The following is a 17,637-nucleotide window of genomic DNA, read 5'->3' as shown; positions in this document are numbered from 1 at the left end:
GAGGGGGCGGGGGCCGGGGGTCGCGGGGGGGGCGACGGCAGGGGCCAGCCGCCGAGGCGGAGGGGGGCGGGCTCGGTGAGGTGGACGAGCCGTACCTCCCAGGCACCGCGGACGGCGGACAGGACGGTGATCCAGGGACCGAGCCGGACGGTGCCGCCTCGGCCGGAGCCGTGGTCGGGAACGGCGGGGCCGGGGGCGACCCAGTGGGCCTGCCAGCGGGAGCCGCCGGTGAGGATGCCGGTGGGGAGGCGGTCGAGGGGGAGGGTGGTGAAGCCGGTGCGGTGGCTCGGCTTGCCGGCCTCGTCCAGGACGGTGACGGACTGGTCGAGCGGCTGGTCGGCGTGTTCGCCGGCCAGGACGGGCGCGGTGGCGGTGGAGTAGGCCAGGCGGGCGTACAGCGGGGAGTCGGTCAGCTGGGCGCCGGGGCGGGCGTGGTCGGTGCCGTGGTTGACGGCGCGGACGAGGCCGTCGGCGCGGGTGCCGGTGACGAGCCAGCCGGGGGCGCGCATGACGCGCTGGAAGTCGCCGGTCTCCACCGGCAGCGGCTCCTCGACGGCGGTCCACACCGGGTGGCCGGCGGGCAGGGCGAGCCCGTACAGGCCCTTGGCGGCCCAGTACGGGGAGCCGGGGCCGGAGTAGGACTGGGCGATGGGCCGCCAGGCGTGGTGCCAGCCGAGGGTGAGCAGGCCGTGCTCGTCGGGGGCGCCGTGCTCGGTGAAGTGGCGGGCGATGCCGGAGGCGGCGCGGCGCAGCAGGCCGGGCGCGGGCGTGCCGACGCCGGCGCGGGCGCCGGCCCAGAACTGGGCGGCGGCGGCGAACCGGTAGGTGAGGCTGCGGCCCTGGACGAGCGGTGAGCCGTCGGCGCCGACGAGGTGCACGGCGTCGTGCAGGTAGCGTTCCAGGCGTTCGAGGTAGGCGGGGCGGCGGGCCTCGGCCAGGGGGTCGCCGGCGGCCATCTCGGCCCACAGCACCGGGTAGAACTGCAGCGCCCATCCGGCGTAGTGGTCGTAGGAGCGTTCGGCGCCGTCGGCGTGCCAGCCGTCCTCGCGGACGAAGCTCTCGTGCAGGTCGAGGCCGGCTTCGAGGTCGGTGCGGGAGTGCGGCCCGCCGACGGAGGCCAGGAACTGCTCCACGACGATCTGGAACCACACCCAGTTGATCGGCGGGTATCCGGACCCGATCGCCGGCGCGAGGTAGGCGACCACCCGTTCCTGGACGGACGGGTCGAGCCGGTCCCACAGCCAGGGCCTGGTCAGGTGGAGGACGAGGGCGATGGAGGCGGCCTCCACCTTGGCCTGGTCGTGCTCGTCGAGGCGTACCCAGCGTTCGGGCGAGGCGGGGTCGGTGCCCGCGTCGAGGCCGCGCGCGTACCACTCCATGAGGCCGAGGGGGTCGCGCCCGTTCTCCCCCGCGACCCGGAACCCGGCGGCCAGGAACGTGCGCGCGAAGCCTTCGAGCCCGTCGACGGCGGTGCCGTAGCCGCCGGGCGGGCCGGGGAAGGTGATGCGGGCGTGGGAGGCGGAGGAGTACGGGCGCGCGGCCAGGAGCAGGCGGTCGGCGAGTGCCGCCCAGTGGTCTCGGGTCCACCCGGTGTAGGGCGAGAGCCGCCGGTCATCGTACTCCCGCAGCAATGGAACCTCCTGTGACGGAACGGGCGCGACGGGAGGTGATGCTGGCACCGGTCCGGTGAGAGCGTCAAGACCAAACGATCAGAAACGATCGGAATCCGTGATTAACACGGTATTGACCTGATTGAAATGATCGGACATGATCGGCGGCACTGGTAAGCGCTTGCCCGCCGAAGGGACACGAGTGACAGACGGACGACGGCCTCGGGCCCTGCTGGTCATGGACCCCGCGCACTTCCGCGTGCAGTTCCAGGAGCCGCAGTTACGCCGGTTGCGCGCCCTGGCCGAGCTCGCCGACCCGCTTCCGGCCGTCAGCTTCGACGGCGAGCACGTGCGCCGCCAGTTGCGCGAGACCGAGGTGCTGGTGACCTCGTGGGGCTGTCCGCCGCTGACCGCCGAGGTGCTGGCGGACGCGCCCCGGCTGCGCGCGATCTTCCACTGCGCGGGCACGGTGCGCTCGTTCGTCACCGACGAGGTGTGGCGGCGCGGCATCCTCGTCACGAACGCCGCCGACGAGAACGCGATCCCGGTCGCCGAGTTCACCCTCGCGGCGGTCATCTTCGCGGGCAAGAAGGCTCCGTTCCTCGCCCAGGACGCGCGCAGGCATCGCGACGACTGGTCCTACCTGGAGCGGCGCGGCGAGCTGTCCAACCGCGACCGGACCATCGGCGTCGTCGGCTTCTCACGCACGGGCCGCCGGGTCGCCGAACGGCTGCGCAGCCTGGACGTCGACGTGCTGGTGGCCGATCCGTACGCGAGCGCCGACGAGGTGCGCGCCGCGGGCGGCCGCCTGGTCCCGCTGCCCGAGCTGCTGCGCGCCAGCGACGTGCTCACCCTGCACGTGCCCGCGCTGCCGGCCACCCGTCACCTGATCGGTGCGGCGGAGCTGGCTATGCTGCGGGACGGCGCGACGGTCATCAACACCGCGCGCGGCGCCGTCCTCGACACCGCCGCACTGGAGCGCGAGTGCGGCTCCGGGCGGCTCGACGCGATCCTCGACGTCACCGAGCCGGAGCCGCTGCCGGCCGGCTCACCGCTGTACGACCTGCCCAACGTCATGATCACCCCCCACGTCGCCGGCTCTCTCGGATCCGAGACCCGGCGGATGAGCGAGAGCGCGCTCGACGAGCTCGAACGCTACCTGTCCGGGCAGCCGCCGCGTGCGGCCGTCACCGCCGACGAGTTCGCGGTGAGCGCCTGAGCTCTGAGACCGGCTCGATGGAAAGGAGACCGGATCAACATGAACGGTTCTAATACCCCAGGAAGGCGCATGAAGGTCGTGGCAGCCGCGGCGGCGCTCGCGCTCGCCGTGTCCGCCTGCGGCGGCGGCTCCGGCGAGGCCGAGGGCACGGGCGGCGGCGGCAGCAGCACGCTGACCGTCACGGTCTGGAACCTGGCCAAGACGCCCGAGTTCAAGGCCCTGTTCGACGCCTTCGAGCAGGCCAACCCGGGCGTCAAGGTGCAGCCGGTGGACATCCTCGCGGACGACTATCCGGACAAGGTCACCACGATGCTGGCCGGCGGTGACAAGACCGACGTGATCACGATGAAGAACGTCACGGACTACTCCCGCTACTCCAGCCGAGGCCAGCTCGTCGACCTCACCGACCTGGTGAAGTCGACCGACACGAGCAAGCTCGCCGGCCTGGACGCCTTCAACGTGAACAACAGCTACTTCGCGATGCCGTACCGGCAGGACTTCTGGCTGCTGTACTACAACAAGACGCTGACCGACAAGGCGGGCGTCAAGTTCGGCGAGGGCATGACCTGGGACGAGTACGCCAAGTACGCCCAGGAGCTGACCCAGGGCGACGGCACCAAGAAGGTCTACGGCACCTACCACCACACGTGGCGCTCGGTGATCCAGGCGATCTCGGCGGCCCAGACCGGCGGCGACCAGCTCGGCGGCGACTACGCCTTCTTCACCGACCAGTACAACATGGCCCTGAACCTGCAGAAGGCCGGCGCCGCGCTGGACTTCGGCACCGCGACGGCCCAGCAGGCCGACTACCGGACCATGTTCGAGACGGGCGCGACCGCCATGATGCCCATGGGCACCTGGTACATCTCGGGCATCCTGGAGGCGAAGGAGAAGGGCGAGACCAACGCCGAGTGGGCGCTGGCGCCGATGCCGCAGCGGCCGGGCGCGACGGGGACGACGACGTTCGGCTCGCCGACCGCGTTCGCCGTCAACAAGCGCTCCGAGAACGCCGACCTGGCCAAGAAGTTCGTCCAGTTCGCCGCGAGCAAGGCCGGCGCGGAGGCGATCACCAAGGTGGGCGTGGTGCCGGCGCTGCAGAGCCCGGAGATCACCGAGGCGTACTTCGGGCTCAAGGGCATGCCCGGCGACGAGGTGTCGAAGAAGGCGTTCGAGCCGGACAAGGTCGTGCTGGAGATGCCGGTCAGCGACAAGACGTCCGACGTCGACACGATCCTCAGGGAGGAGCACGAGCTCATCATGGTCGGCGACAAGACGGCCGCCGACGGGATCAAGTCGATGAACGACCGCGTCAAGAGCGAGGTCCTCAACTAGAGGCGGCCGCGGCGGGCCCCGGCAGCGGGCCCGCCGCGTCCTGAAGGAGTCACGAAGGACCACCATGGCCGTAATGACGCAACCGGCGACCCTGACGCCGGACGACCCGTCCCCGGGGCCGCCGCGCCGCCGACGCGCCTGGCGCAACACGCTGATCGGCTGGAGCTTCATCCTGCCGAACTTCGTGGGTTTCGCCCTGTTCACGCTCATCCCCATGCTGGCCGCGTTCGCGCTGGCGTTCCTGGAGTGGGACTCCTACAGCGCGCCGGAGTGGGTGGGGCTGGACAACTTCCAGCGGATGTGGGAGGACCAGAACTTCCACGTCGCGCTGCGCAACACCCTCTACTACGCGGGCGGCCACATCCCGCTCACGCTGATCGCCGCGCTCATGCTGGCGCTGGTGCTGAACCAGCGGATCCGCGGCGTGCAGTTCTTCCGCACCGCCGCGTTCTTCCCCTACATCACCTCGCTGGTCGCGGTCGCGGTCGTGTGGAACATGCTGTTCAACCCGACGGCCGGGCCGGTCAACCAGGTGCTGGAGGCGCTGGGCGTCTCCGAGCCGCCCCGCTGGGTGGCCAGCACCGACTGGGCGATGCCCGCCGTGATCGTCACCAGCGTGTGGCGGGACATGGGCTACTACATGGTGCTGTTCCTGGCGGGCCTGCAGACCATCCCCAAGGAGTACTACGAGGCGGCCAAGGTGGACGGGGCCAACGCCTGGCACCGGTTCTGGAGCATCACGCTTCCCTGCCTGCGGCCGACGACGTTCTTCGTGCTGGTCATGCTGACCATCCAGAGCTTCAAGATCCTCGACCTGATCGTGGTCATGACCGACGGCGGGCCCGGGCGCGCCACGCTGGTGCTGGCCCAGCTCATCTACCGGGAGGGCATCACGGAGGGGCAGTTCGGCTACTCCTCGGCGATCGCGCTGGTGCTGTTCGTGATCGTGCTGACCGTCACCGTCGTGCAGTTCCGCATCAACGAGCGAAGGAGCGCCACATGATAGCCCGCAGAGCCCTGGCGTACGCGGCGCTGATCGTGGTGACGCTGCTGGTGCTGGTGCCGTTCGGGTGGATGGTGTCGTCGTCGCTCAAGCGCAACAACGAGGTGTTCACCATCCCGATCCAGTGGATACCGGACGAGCTGCGCTGGGAGAACTTCGTCGACATCTGGGACCGCATCCCGCTGGCCACCTACCTGGGCAACTCGGTCTACCTGTCGGTGATGGTCACCCTTCTGCAGGTGCTGACCGGCAGCTTCGCGGCGTACGGCTTCTCCAAGGTGCGCTTCCCGGGGCGGGACGCGCTCTTCCTCACCTACATCGCGACGATCGCGGTGCCGTGGCAGGCGTACATGGTGCCGCAGTACATCATGATGCAGCAGGCCGACCTGACGAACACGCACCTGTCGATCATCCTGCTGCAGGCGTTCGGCGCGTTCGGCGTGTTCCTCATGCGGCAGTACTACATGTCGATCCCGGACGAGCTGTGCGAGGCGGCGCGGATCGACGGGCTGAGCGAGTACGGCATCTACCGGCGGATCATGCTGCCGCTGTCGAAGCCGGCCCTGGCCAGCCTGGCGCTGCTGACGTTCGTCAGCACCTGGAACGACTACATGGGCCCGTTCATCTACCTGACGAGCAACGAGCTGTGGACCATCCAGCTGGGCCTGCGCTCGTTCGTCGGCGTGTACGACGCCGAGTACGCCATGATCATGACCGGGGCGGTGCTGTCGGTGCTGCCGATCGTCGTCGTCTTCCTGTTCGGCCAGCGCTACTTCATCCAGGGCATCGCGACGAGCGGGCTGAAGGGATGAGACTGCTCCGGCCGGCACGGCAGACCACCTACGAGAGGGTCTTCGGCACCGTCTACGTCGCCCTGATGACGAACGTGCTGCTCGCGCTCTCGTGCGCGCCGCTGCTCGTCACGCTGGCGCTGGTGCGCGACCCCCTGGCGTCGTGGCCGTTCTTCGCGGTGCTGTCGCTGCTGTGCGCGCCCGCGCTGGCCGGCGCGTTCCGGTGCTTCGCGGCGCTGGGCGAGGGCTCGACGGCGGTGCTGCCGGCGTTCTGGTCCGGCTACCGGCAGGCGGGGCGGGCGCTGGCGGTGTGGGCCGCGGCGGGCACGGCGGTGACCGTGCTGATCGTGGACGCGGCCGTGGTGGCGGGCACCTCGTGGGGCCCGGCGCTGGTGCCGTTCTTCGTCACGGCGGCGTTGTTCGTGATCGCGCTGGGCATGGCGCTGCTGGTGCTGGTCGCCGAGCCGGATCCGGAGCCGAGGCCGCTGCGCGCGCTGATCCGGCCGGTCCTGTGGCTGGTGGCGCGGCGCTGGTACCTGGCGCTGCTCAACGTCGCGGTGCTGGGCCTGGCGGTGAACGTCATCCTGGCCAAGCCGGTGCCCGGCCTGCTGCTGGCCTGCGCGCCGCTGCTCTACGTGGTGTGGTCCACCACCCGGTACGTGGTCGAACCCCTGACGTTCGCCGGGCGTTGACCTTCCCTTCAGATCGCGGTCGCCGGCACCCGCCAGGATCGGCGCGCAGCTTTTCGCCGAAGGAAGTAGTACCGCCATGCGCAGCGCCATCCTGTCCACCCTGGCGATCGGGGCCCTGCTGGGCACCGCGACCGTCGCGACCCCGGCGGCCGCGGCCGCCCCGGCGTGCGCGGAGGCCCCGCGGACGCCGGTGGTCACCGGCGCCGTGTTCAGCGAGCCCGTGGGCGGCGACCCGGCCGCCATCGTGCGCAGGCTCTGCGACCTGGTCGGCCGGACGCCCGCCGGGGCCCGCATCCAGATCGCGCACTTCGTCATGTCGGGCACGGACGGCCGCGACTTCGCCGACGCGCTGATCAAGGCGCACGAGCGGGGCGTCGAGGTGCGGGTGGTGCTGGACGGCGACGCGCGCGGCAAGGCCGTGGCCGACCAGCTCGCCGCCGCCCTGGGCACCGACACCGCGGCCGGCTCGTTCGCGCACGTCTGCTCAGGCCCCATGTCGGGCGGCACCGCCGCCTGCGTCGGGGACAAGGGGCAGCACAACAAGTTCTACCTGTTCTCCCGCACCGGCGGCGCGTCCGACGTGGTGGTGCAGTCGTCGGCCAACCTGACGAACCTGAACTCGACCACGTACTGGAACAACGCCGTCGTCCTGACCGGCAACCGGCGCCTGCACCAGGCGTACGCGTCCTACTTCGCCGACCTGGCCGCCGAGCGGAAGACCCTCGACTACGACCGCGTCGTCAGGACCGGGGCGGCGGGCGGCTCGGTGCGGGCGCACTTCTTCCCCAGCGCCGAGGGCGACCCGATCGTGGAGGCGCTGGACGGGGTGTCCTGCCGGGGCGGCGCCCCGATCCGCGTCGGCATGTCGGAGTGGGACGCCTACCGCGTCGCCATCGCCGAGCGGCTGGCCGAGCTGGCCGGTCAGGGTTGCACGGTGCGGATCGTGGCCGGCGTCCTGGACCCGGAGGTCGAGGCGAAGCTGCGCGCCGAGCCGCGGATCGAGCTGCGCACCCTGGGCACCGGCGGGGCGCTGCCGGGCCGCATCCACTCCAAGTACCTGCTGGTGGACGGCTGGGTGTACACGGGCAGCCACAACTACAACCAGACGTCGCTGCGCCGCAACGACGACACCCTGCTGCGCCTCCGCAACAAGGCGGTCCACGCCCAGTACGTGGCGAACTTCGACAGGATGCGCGCCGCCGCGTCCTAGTCATCGGGGAGTCACGCGGCCCTCAACAGTTGGTCATGACGGTCAGTCAGATTCGGAACATCGGCCGCTCCCGAGTACGAGGAGATCCATGTTCCGACTCGCAGGCTTGATCGTCATGACCGTCCTGGCCCTGTTCGCCTCCCCCGCGACGGCGGCGCCGGCCTCGACGGCCAACGTCGCGCACCGGGGCGCCTCCGCCTACGCGCCCGAGAACACCCTGGCGGCCTTCCGGCTGGCCGCCGAGCAGGGCGCCGACGCCTTCGAGCTCGACGTCCAGCTGACCAGTGACGACCAGCTGATCCTCATGCACGACACCACGCTGGCCCGCACCACCGACGCCGAGCGGGTCTTCCCCGGCCGGGCGCCGTGGCGGGTCGGCGACTTCACCCTGGAGGAGATCCGCGAGCTGGACGCCGGGTCGTGGTTCGGCCGGCAGTTCGCCGGCGAGCCGGTGCCCACGCTGCGGGAGGCGCTGCGCGAGATGAGCGGCAGCGGGCTCGGCCTGCTGGTGGAGATCAAGGAGCCGCGCCTCCACCGGGGCATCGAGGTGCGCGCCGCCGGTGAGCTGCGCCGCTCGTGGCCCGGCCCGCTCATCGTGCAGTCGTTCGACCGGAACTCGATGCGCCGCTTCCACGACGTCATGCCGGAGGCCCCGATCGGGCTGCTCGGCACCCCGGCGGCGGCCGAACTGGACGCGTTGTCGTCGTTCGCCGACCTGATCAACCCGCCGCACCGCGGCCTCACCCGCGACTACGTGCGGCTCGTCCACCGGCACGGCATGCGCGTGTTCGCCTGGACCGTGGACGACGCGGCCACCATGCGGCGGCTCCTCTCCTACGACGTCGACGGCCTCATCACCAACCGGCCGGACGTTCTGGGCGGACTGTGAGGGGTATCCGTCAGGTCATGGCGACAGAGCAGGATTCGGATCACCTCCGCCCGGAGGGCATGTCGGACGAGACGGTCGAGGCGCTGGGCGCGCTGAGCGAGGCGCTGGAGACGACGCACCGGGCGCGGGGCCACCTGTATTCATGGCACCAGCTCACCGGCAGCGCCGACGCCCGCCTCGACCGGGCCGTCGAGCTGCTGCGCCGGACCGGCCACCACGAGCTCGCCGACCGGATCGAGCGCGAGCTCATCGGGCTGAACGTGATCGACGGCCGGTGGACGTTCCAGGTGGTCGAGGAGTACGACGCGCTCTACTACGCGGCGTTCCAGGAGCTGGAGGCGGAGGCGCGCGAGCGCCTGGCCGGAGGCCGTACGCACCTGTTCGAGGCGGAGATGAAGCAGCGCAGGCGCACGCCGGGCATGCCCGGCCACGAGGCGACGCCGTGAACCGCCCCTGCCGGGGCCGGTAATCCGCGATACCAAACGAACTGTTGACCACTCGGTAACAAGTGGTGGATAACAGGTGTCGGCAGAGGCAGTAAAACCGCACTGTTTCGGAGACGCCGATGACAAGCGAGGCATCTCCCGCACTGGTGGGCCGCGACGCGCACCTGCGAGCGCTCATCGGTGCGATCACCCGCCCGCCCGCCGTGGCCCTCATCCAGGGGGAGGCGGGCATCGGGAAGACCCGGCTGGTCCGGACGGCCGTCGACCGGCTGGGATCGGGCCGGCACACCGTGCTGCTCGGGCACTGTCACCAGATCCGCGAGCCGTTCCCGTACGGGCCGGTGTTCGACGCGCTGCGGCAGATCGGCGGCGCGCTCCCCGGCAGGGACCGGCTCAACCCGGTGACGGGAGCGGTGGGCGGCTACCTCCCGGAGCTGGCCGGGCACCTGCCGCCGGCTCCGACGCCGCCGCCGCTGGACGACCCGCGCGCCGAACGGCACCGGCTCTTCCGCGGGGTGCACGCGCTGCTGGCCGTGGCGGCGCCCGTGGTGCTGGTGGTGGAGGACCTGCACTGGGCCGACGACGGGACGCGGGACCTGCTGCGCTTCCTCATCGGGCGGCCGCCCGAGGGGCTGGCGCTGGTGGTGACGTTCCGGCGGGAGGACCTGCCGGTGCCGGGTCTGCCGTTCGGGCACGCCTACCGGCATCCGCCCGACGTGACGAGCGAGGTGATCTCGCTGACGTCGCTGGACGTGGCGGGCGTACGGGCGCTCGCCGGCCAGTTGCTGGGCGGCGCGGTGACGGCGGGGTTCGCGGCGCGGCTGCACGAGCGGACGGCCGGGGTGCCGTTCGTGATCGAGGAGGTGGTCCGCTCCCTCCAGGATCCCGGCGACGAGGAGGCGCTGGACCGGATCGCGGTGCCGATGCTGCTGCGCGAGGCGATGGCCGAGCGGCTGGCGGGGCTGTGCCCGGCCGCGCTGCACGCGGTGCACGCCGCCGCCGTGCTGCGGCTGCCCGCCGACGAGCCGCTGATCGCCGCGGTGTCGGGCTGCGGCCGGCTGCCGGGCACGGCGGCGCGCGGGCTGCGCGAGGCGCTGCGGGCCGGGGTGCTGCTGGAGCGGCCGGACGGGCTGTACGGATTCCGTCACGCGCTGGCTCAGCAGGCCGTCTACGACACGATCCCGGGGCCGGACCGGCGGCTGATCCACGGCCGGGCGATGGGCGCGCTGGGCAGGCTGGACCCGCCGCCGCTGGTGCAGCTCGCCTACCACGCGCGCCGGGCGGGCGACCTGGCGGCCTGGCGGCGGCACGGCGGGGCCGCGTCGGAGCACGCGGCGGCGGTCGGCGACGTGCCGCTGGCCATCGAGATGCTCGAAGGGATGCTGGCCGACCCGGCGCTGCCGCCCGACGCGCGGGGCCCGCTGGCGTTGCGGCTCAGCCGGGTGGCCGCCATCGGCCTGTCCTACCGCAGGTCGGTGCGGCTGCTGCGGCACCTGCTGTCGGACGACTTCCTGCCCCGGCACGTACGCGGCGAGGCGAGGCTGAACCTGGGCGTGCTGCTGTCGAACCAGGCGGGCGCGGTGGCGGAGGGCCGCAGGGAGGTGCTGGCGGCACTCGCCGACCTGGAGGACCGGCCGGGCGTGGCGGCTCGCGGGCTGGCGCTGCTGGCGATGCCGTCGTGGGGCGGCGAGCCGCTGGCCTGCCACGAGAAGTGGATGGCGCAGGCCGAGAGCCTGCTGTGCTTGTCGGACGACCCGGAGCTGCGCACGGCGGTGCAGGCGAACAAGGTGTCGATGGCGATGCTGGTCGGCGCGCCGGACGCGTTCGAGCTGGCGGCGGCGCTGCCCGCGGACGCGCGCTCGGCGGCGGCCAGGCGGCAGGTGGCGCGCGGCTACGCGAACCTGTGCGACGCGGCCGTGGCGCTCGGCCACTACGGGGAGGCGGCCAGGTTCGCCCGGGAGAGCAGGCGGGTCGCCGAGGAGAGCGGCGCCCTCTACCCGGTGTGGCTGGTGGATGTGTCGTCGATCCGGCTCGACCTGCTGACGGGCCGCTGGGAGGGGCTGCGCGAGCGGGCAGCGGCCGTGGTCGAGATGACGTCGGAGGCGCCGATGCTGGCGGCCGACGCCCGGCTGGCGCTCGGCGTGCTGGCGCTGGCGACCGGCGAGTGGGAGGAGGCGGCCGGGCATCTGGGCACGGCCGGGCTGCAGGACGTGGACTCGGCCTTCCTGCCGGTGGCGGCGGCCGCGTCCGGCGGGCTGATCGAGCTGCATCTGGCCCGTGCCGCGCTGGAGGGGGCGGTGCGCGAGGCCGACCGGGCGGTGGCCAGGCTGCGCCGCAAGGGCGTGTGGGTGTGGGGCGACCAGCTCGTTCCCGCGGCGGTGGCCGCGCTGCTCGGGTCGGGCCGCCGGGCGGACGCCGAGGCGCTGGTGGCCGAGTTCGGCGACGGCGTGGCGGACCGGGACGCGCCGTCGGCGCACGCGGCGCTCGACTCGGCGCGGGCCGGGCTGGCGCAGGATCGCGGCCTGTTCGAGGAGGCGGCCCGTCTGCACGCCGGGGCGCGGGCCGCGTACGAGACGATGCCGCGGCCGTACGGGGCGGCGCGGTCGGCGGAGGCGGAGGCGGGCGCGCGGCTGGCGCTGGGCGCGCGGGAGGCCGCGGCGGAGATCATCGCCGACGCCGCCGAGCGTTACGCGGTGCTCGGCGCCTCCCACGACGCGGCGCGCTGCCGGCACACGCTGCGGGAGATCGGCGGCGCGAGCGCGCCGCGCCGGGCCAGGAAGGGCCGGGGCGGCGTGCTGTCGCCCCGGGAGTCGGAGGTGGCCAGGCTGGTCGCGTCGGGCCGCACCAACCGGGAGATCGCCGAGGTGCTGTTCCTGTCGCGCCGCACCGTGGACACGCATGTGGCGAGCGTGCTGCACAAGCTGGGCGTGCGCACCCGCGGCGAGGTCGACCCGCCCCCGTGAGCGCGCAGCGGAAGGCCCCGGCCGGGGAGGGAGTGCCGGCCGGGGCCCGGAGGCGGGTCTAGACGGTGATGCTCCAGGTGTCGAGGTAGCCGGTGTCACCGGCGTAGACGTCCTCGACCCAGAGCACCCACGTGCCCGCGGCCTGCTGACTCACCGGGACGGAGAACGTCCGGGTGCCGTACGGCGTGCAGGAGGTGCCGCCGTACCTGTCGACCGCGTACCAGGTGCCGTTGGGCCCGCGCAGGTAGATGTCCAGGTCCTCCGCGCACGTGTGGCTGATCGTGATGGAGAGGCTGACCGGCGACGCGGCGGCGCCGGACGCCGTGGACGTGACGGGACTCTGCAGGTAGCTGTAGTCGTAGATGCGGTAGTCGGTGCCGTTGGTGAAGGTCCTGCCGCCCGAGCCGCCCTCGACGGACAGCGCGTAGCGGACCGTCCTGGTGGCCGTCTCGCCGGTGCCGGTCACGGTGACGCTGTAGTCGCCGGCCGGCGTGGTGGGCGAGGTGGTGATCGTCAGGGTGGAGGAGCCGCCGGAGGTCACCGAGGCCGGGTTGAAGCTGGCCTGGGCGCCCGCGGGCAGGCCGGAGGCGGACAGGTTCACGGCCTGCGGGGTGCCTGCCGTGGTCGTGGTGCCGATGGTGGTGGTGGCCGCCGAGCCCGCCTGGACGGTGCCGGAGGCGGGGCTGGCCGAGACCGAGAAGTCCCGGTCCGGCGTCTCGCCGCCGACGGCCTGCTTCCAGACGGCGTACATGGCGGCGTCGGAGGCCCTGTCGAGCACCGTGTCGCTGATGTTGGCGCTGGTGTCGCAGGAGGCGTGGTAGCAGGGGTCGAACGCGCGCCCCGCGGTGCCGCCCCACTTCGTGGCCTGCGCCGAGGTCTTGGTGGCGCTGGCGCCCGCCGCGACTCCGGAGCTGGCGATGCCGGCGTTGCGGAAGGAGGCGTCGTCGGAGCGGTTGGCGCCCTCGACGTTCTCCTCCGGCCGCAGGTTCAGGCTGTCGTAGAACTCCTTGAGCGGCGCGGCACCGGCGGTGGTGATGTTGTTGATGAAGTAGCCGCCGTTGATCGAGCCGACCATGTCGTAGTTGTAGTAGACCTGGATCCTGGACCGCTCGGCCGAGCTGAGCCGCGAGACGTAGAACTCCGAGCCGTTCAGGCCCTGCTCCTCGTCGGTCCACCAGCCGAACCTGACGTGCTTGGCCAGTTGCGGGTTCTCCCTGGCCAGCGTCAGCGCGACCTCCAGCAGGGCGCTGGAGCCGGAGGCGTTGTCGTTGATGCCGGGTCCCGCGCTCACGCCGTCGAGGTGCGCACCGGACATGATGACCTGGTTGTCGTCACCGCCCGGCCAGTCGGCGATCAGGTTGGGGCCGGAGCCGCTGGTGCAGCCGGAGGTGCAGGCCTGCCGGACCACGGTGTAGCCGGCGTCGCGCAGCTTGCCCTCGACGTAGGACACCGAGGCGGTGTAGCCGGAACTGGTCGACCTGCGGTTGCCGCCGTTGGAGTTCGCGATCGACTGGAACTGCGTCAGGTGCGCCTTGACGTTGGCCAGGCTGATGTCCGGCGCCTCGCCGCCGGGCCCGCCCGCGCCGACCGTGAGCATGTACGTCGCGGTGTGCGTGGCCGACCCGCGCCCGGTGACGGTGATCGGGTACGTGCCCTCGGCCGTCGAGGAGCCGACCGACAGGGTCAGGGTGGAGGAGTTGCCCGAGGTCACCGACGCCGGGTTGAAGCTCGCCGTGGTGCCGCTCGGCAGGCCGGAGGCCGTCAGGCTGACCGTCTGGGCGCTGCCCGAGGTGGTCTGCGTGCTGACCGTGGTCGTGGCCTGCCGGCCGGGCTCGGCGCTGCCCGTGGCGGGGCTGAGCGCGATCGAGAAGTCGTTGCCCGGGGTGCCGCAGGCGGGCTCGCCGGACTGCGCCGGCACGCTCACCGCGTTCCACGCCGCCTTGGTGGTGTTGCAGGCGGCGCTGTTGGCGCCGAACAGCTCGACCGCCGCCGCGACCGACGCCGAGCGGACGTTCACGTACCGCCAGGAGGAGGTCTTGCGGCCCAGCGCGCCCATGAAGATCTTGCCGGCGTCCTGGATGCCGATGCCGGTCACCGACGACGGGCCGCCGGAGCAGATCGGGCTGGCCGGCTTGCCGCCGCCGGGGTTGCTGCCCTCGGCCAGCAGGTAGAACCAGTGGTTCAGCGGGCCGGCCGCCGCGTGCACCTCGGTGTTCGGGATCTGGTTGCTGTAGCAGTTCGGGTCGCCGAGCTGGCCCGGGTTGTACATGTTGCGGATCGGGCCCTGGCCGACCAGGTCGACCTCCTCGCCGACGAGGTAGTCGGGCGGGTCGTTGGGGTTGTTGGCGAAGTGCTCGGTGAGCGCGCCGAAGATGTCGCCGGCCGACTCGTTCAGGCCGCCGTTCTCGTTGCCGGACCCGGCGCCGCCGGGCGTGGTCTGGAAGATGGCGTGGCCGAACTCGTGCGCCACCACGTCGATCGGCGTGGCCTGCCGGGTGTTGGCCTGGTTGTGGCCGAAGTTGGTGTAGCTGCCGTTCCAGTAGGCGTTGACGTCGTTGAGGCCGACCCTGGCTGGGAAGCCGCCGCCGTTGCCGTTGATGCCGTTGCGGCCGAGCCAGTCGCGCAGCATCTCCCACTGCCGCTGCACGCCGTACAGGGCGTCGACGCAGGCGGTCTCCAGGTTGGTGCCGGAGCCGTTGCCCCAGGAGTCGTCGGTGCCGGTGTAGGCGGAGCCGTTCTGGCCGCCGCACCGGATGCCGGGCCTGGTCGTGTCCGTCATCGAGTACGAGCTGCCGGAGCCGCTGGTGGTGATGGTGACCTGGCCGTAGTAGTAGCCGTTGCCGGTGCCCGCGCGGACGACGTCGTAGGAGTCGGCGATCTCGCCGGTGACGGCGTCCACGAACACGTGCTGGATGCTCGGCTTGCCGTCGGCGATGCCGGAGACGACGGCCTCCCAGGTCAGCCTGGGCTTCTCGCCCCAGGTGAGCACGACCAGGCGCGGGTCCTGGGTGTCGTCGACGCGGGAGAGCTTGGTCCTGGCGGTCTTGAGCGCGTCGGACGCGCCCACGGTGGCCTCGGTGGGCACGTCGCCGGGGGTCGGGCCGGACGCCGCGACCGTGTCACGCACGCGGCCCGCGCCGTCGGTGACGACGACGGCGTCGCCGCCGACCATCGGCAGGCCCTTGTACGTGCGCTCGTAGGCGACGTAGTACATCTCGTTGGCGCCGGCGGTGACGCCGACCCTGCGGTAGGCCTCGTCCGGCCCCTTGACCAGGTTGTCGAGCCCGCTCTGCACCGCCTGGTCGGCTACGGCGGCGGCCCGGGATTCGGGATCGGCCGCAGCCGCGGCCGCCAGGCCCTTCTGGGCGCCGGGCGGCTTGGCGTTCGCGGGTAACGCCGACAAAGTCAGCGAGGCGGCCGTGGTGATGCCCACGGCCGCCGCCACTAAAGCTTTGCGTCTCACGATGGGGGGCTCCTTTCGGCTGCTTCCATGGCAGGGCCGCGCCTCGTGGGCACGTGCGGTCGCCCTGCCGGGAAGTGGGGGGTGAAAGCGAGCGTGTCGCCTTGTCGTTCGACGCTAGGCGTTAGGTGAATGCGGGGAAATACGTATGTGCCTCCGTACGTATACCGATAATTCAGTTTTTGCTGGTCAGGAGGCCGCGCCGAGGAAGCCGTTCTGCTCCAGCCACTCGGCCGAGACCTTCTTCGGCTGCTCGCCCTCGACGTCCACGCGGGCGTTGAGCTTCTGCATGGTGGCGTCGTCCAGCTTGGCGATCACCGGCTGGAGGACCTTCTCCAGCGCCGGGTGCTTCCGGTAGACGTCGTCCTTGATCGTGACGGCGGCGTTGTAGACCGGGAAGAACTTCTTGTCGTCCTCCAGCACCGTCAGGCCGAGCGCGGCGATGCGCCCGTCGGTGGTGAACACCTCGCCGAAGTTGCAGGTCTCGCCCTTGTCCGTCTCGGTGTAGACGACCCCGGTGTCGAGCAGCGCGATCCGGTCCTTGGGGATCTTCATGTCGTACGCCTTGGACAGGCCCGGCAGGCCGTCGTCGCGGGTGGAGAACTCGGTCTCGATGCAGATCGTGACCTCCTCCGGCTTGGTCCTGGCCAGCTCCGCCACGTCGGAGACGGTCTTGACGCCGAGCTCCTGGGCCTTCTCCGAGCGGATGGCCAGCGCGTAGGTGTTGTTCAGCGGCGTCGGGCCGATCCAGCGGATCTTGTTCTTCTCCAGGTCCGCGGCGGCCGTGGCCTTGAACTGCTCGGCGGGGTCCGGGATCGGGGTGGTGTTCTTCAGGTGCTCGATCCAGCCGGTGCCGGAGTACTCCCAGTACAGGTCGATCTCGCCGGCCATCAGGGCCTTGCGGTTGGTGACGGTGCCACCCAGGTTGACCTTGTCGACCACCTCGGCGCCGTGCGCCTTCAGCAGTTGCACGGCGATGTTGCCGAGCATGATGTTCTCGGTGAAGTCCTTGGACCCGACGACGAACGTCGCGCCCTCCAGTTCGTCGCCGGCGCTGGACGCCTCGACGGCGTCAGTGGAGCCGCAGCCCGCGGCGGTCACGGTGAGCGCGGCGGCGGCGAGCAGGGCGAACGTCTGGCGGAGGGGACGGGAAAGCATGCAAAGACACCTCTTGCTTTGTGGACCGGGTTGCTTCGTGGATCAGCCGGAACAGGTCAGATGCCGCGTGGCTTGAGCAGGTTCTCGGCGAGCCCGCCGAGCCAGTCGATGAAGAAGGCGATGCACGCGGTCAGCACGCCGCCGACGATGGTCACGGGCATGCGGTTCAGCTTGAGCCCGTTGATGATCAGCTCGCCGAACCCGCCGGCGGCGACGAACGCGCCCAGCGTGGCGACGCCGACGGTCAGCACCAGGGCGGTGCGCAGCCCGGCGAGGATGGCGGGGACGGCCAGCTTGAGCTCGACCCGGCGCAGGATCTGGCCCTTGGTCATGCCCATGCCGCGGGCCGCCTCGATGAGAGCCGGGTCGATCTGCTGCACCCCGACCATGGTGTTGCGCAGCACCGGCAGCACCGCGTAGGCGACCAGCCCGACCAGCGCGGTCTGGAACCCGACGCCCATCAGGAACGTGCACAGCACCAGCAGCCCGATGCACGGCACCGCCTGGCCCAGGTTGCCCGCGGTGAGGATGAGCGGGGTGACGAACCGGTTCCTGGAGCGCGAGGCGACGATGCCCAGCGGGATCGCGATCACCACCACCAGGGCGGTGGCGGCGACCGTCATCTGCACGTGCTCGACGGTCTTGGCGACGAGCACCGCCTGGTTGATGCTGCGCCGCTCGATCGAGTCCAGCTCCAGGGTGCTCACCCAGGCGTACAGGGTGGCCAGCGCCACCACGATGGCGGCGGGCGTGATCAGGTGACGCAGGGCGGAGGGGCGGGCGGGGGTGCGGGCCTTGCCGACGGCGAGGGTCTCAGCGGTCACCGGCGGTCACTTCCTCCTGCGCGGCATTCGCCCCGGTGCC

General features: G+C 71.8%; 13 protein-coding genes. 9 read left to right on the top strand and 4 right to left on the bottom strand.

The annotated features are described in order from the left end of the window. Positions 1 to 1,631: DUF2264 domain-containing protein (locus ADY59_RS39740; protein ID WP_049574087.1), on the bottom strand; the 1,631-nt coding region annotated here is incomplete at its 3' end. A gap of 181 nt (positions 1,632 to 1,812) precedes the next feature. On the opposite strand from ADY59_RS39740, the gene ADY59_RS39735 reads away from it, so the two are divergent. The 9 genes from ADY59_RS39735 to ADY59_RS39695 all read left to right on the top strand — a co-directional run bounded on the left by ADY59_RS39735 (position 1,813) and on the right by ADY59_RS39695 (position 12,155). Next, the gene (locus ADY59_RS39735; protein ID WP_231619114.1) at positions 1,813 to 2,829 is read left to right on the top strand and encodes a hydroxyacid dehydrogenase; all 1,017 of its coding nucleotides are present in this window, start codon (positions 1,813 to 1,815) and stop codon (positions 2,827 to 2,829) included. A 69-nt stretch (positions 2,830 to 2,898) separates the two neighbouring features. Beyond that, positions 2,899 to 4,161, top strand: coding sequence for an ABC transporter substrate-binding protein (locus ADY59_RS39730; RefSeq protein WP_049574082.1), 1,263 nt, complete (start codon positions 2,899 to 2,901; stop codon positions 4,159 to 4,161). 73 nt (positions 4,162 to 4,234) lie between these two features. Next, positions 4,235 to 5,164, top strand: a complete 930-nt coding sequence (locus ADY59_RS39725; protein WP_049574079.1) for a carbohydrate ABC transporter permease — start codon at positions 4,235 to 4,237, stop codon at positions 5,162 to 5,164. Then, a complete protein-coding gene (locus ADY59_RS39720; protein ID WP_049574076.1) occupies positions 5,161 to 5,976 on the top strand; it encodes a carbohydrate ABC transporter permease in 816 nt (271 codons plus the stop codon). Before ADY59_RS39725 ends, ADY59_RS39720 begins: the two co-directional genes overlap by 4 nt. Further along, positions 5,973 to 6,647 carry a hypothetical protein gene (locus ADY59_RS39715; RefSeq protein ID WP_049574074.1) on the top strand — a complete coding sequence of 225 codons (675 nt, stop codon included), beginning with the start codon at positions 5,973 to 5,975 and terminating at the stop codon, positions 6,645 to 6,647. The genes ADY59_RS39720 and ADY59_RS39715 overlap by 4 nt, the downstream gene beginning before the upstream one ends. 76 nt (positions 6,648 to 6,723) lie before the next feature. After that, the gene (locus ADY59_RS39710) at positions 6,724 to 7,857 is read left to right on the top strand and encodes a phospholipase D-like domain-containing protein (RefSeq protein ID WP_049574071.1); all 1,134 of its coding nucleotides are present in this window, start codon (positions 6,724 to 6,726) and stop codon (positions 7,855 to 7,857) included. 88 nt (positions 7,858 to 7,945) lie between these two features. Then, positions 7,946 to 8,746, top strand: a complete 801-nt coding sequence (locus ADY59_RS39705; RefSeq protein ID WP_049574068.1) for a glycerophosphodiester phosphodiesterase — start codon at positions 7,946 to 7,948, stop codon at positions 8,744 to 8,746. Positions 8,747 to 8,763: 17 nt separating this feature from the next. After that, positions 8,764 to 9,192 carry a hypothetical protein gene (locus ADY59_RS39700; protein ID WP_049574066.1) on the top strand — a complete coding sequence of 143 codons (429 nt, stop codon included), beginning with the start codon at positions 8,764 to 8,766 and terminating at the stop codon, positions 9,190 to 9,192. Positions 9,193 to 9,311: 119 nt separating this feature from the next. Continuing rightward, positions 9,312 to 12,155, top strand: a complete 2,844-nt coding sequence (locus ADY59_RS39695; protein WP_049574063.1) for an ATP-binding protein — start codon at positions 9,312 to 9,314, stop codon at positions 12,153 to 12,155. 58 nt (positions 12,156 to 12,213) lie between these two features. Here the strand turns inward: ADY59_RS39695 and ADY59_RS39690 are convergent, their stop codons facing one another. From ADY59_RS39690 to ADY59_RS39680, 3 genes are all read right to left on the bottom strand, one after another. Then, a complete protein-coding gene (locus tag ADY59_RS39690; protein ID WP_049574060.1) occupies positions 12,214 to 15,618 on the bottom strand; it encodes a M28 family peptidase in 3,405 nt (1,134 codons plus the stop codon). Positions 15,619 to 15,804: 186 nt separating this feature from the next. Then, the gene (locus ADY59_RS39685; protein ID WP_049574057.1) at positions 15,805 to 16,773 is read right to left on the bottom strand and encodes a glycine betaine ABC transporter substrate-binding protein; all 969 of its coding nucleotides are present in this window, start codon (positions 16,771 to 16,773) and stop codon (positions 15,805 to 15,807) included. 56 nt (positions 16,774 to 16,829) lie between these two features. Continuing rightward, positions 16,830 to 17,597 carry an ABC transporter permease gene (locus tag ADY59_RS39680; protein WP_049574054.1) on the bottom strand — a complete coding sequence of 256 codons (768 nt, stop codon included), beginning with the start codon at positions 17,595 to 17,597 and terminating at the stop codon, positions 16,830 to 16,832. Positions 17,598 to 17,637: the final 40 nt, after the last annotated feature.

The sequence above is a fragment of the Nonomuraea sp. SBT364 genome, from assembly GCF_001083785.1.
Taxonomy (GTDB): domain Bacteria; phylum Actinomycetota; class Actinomycetes; order Streptosporangiales; family Streptosporangiaceae; genus Nonomuraea.
This window is presented reverse-complemented; position numbering and strand designations above follow the sequence as displayed.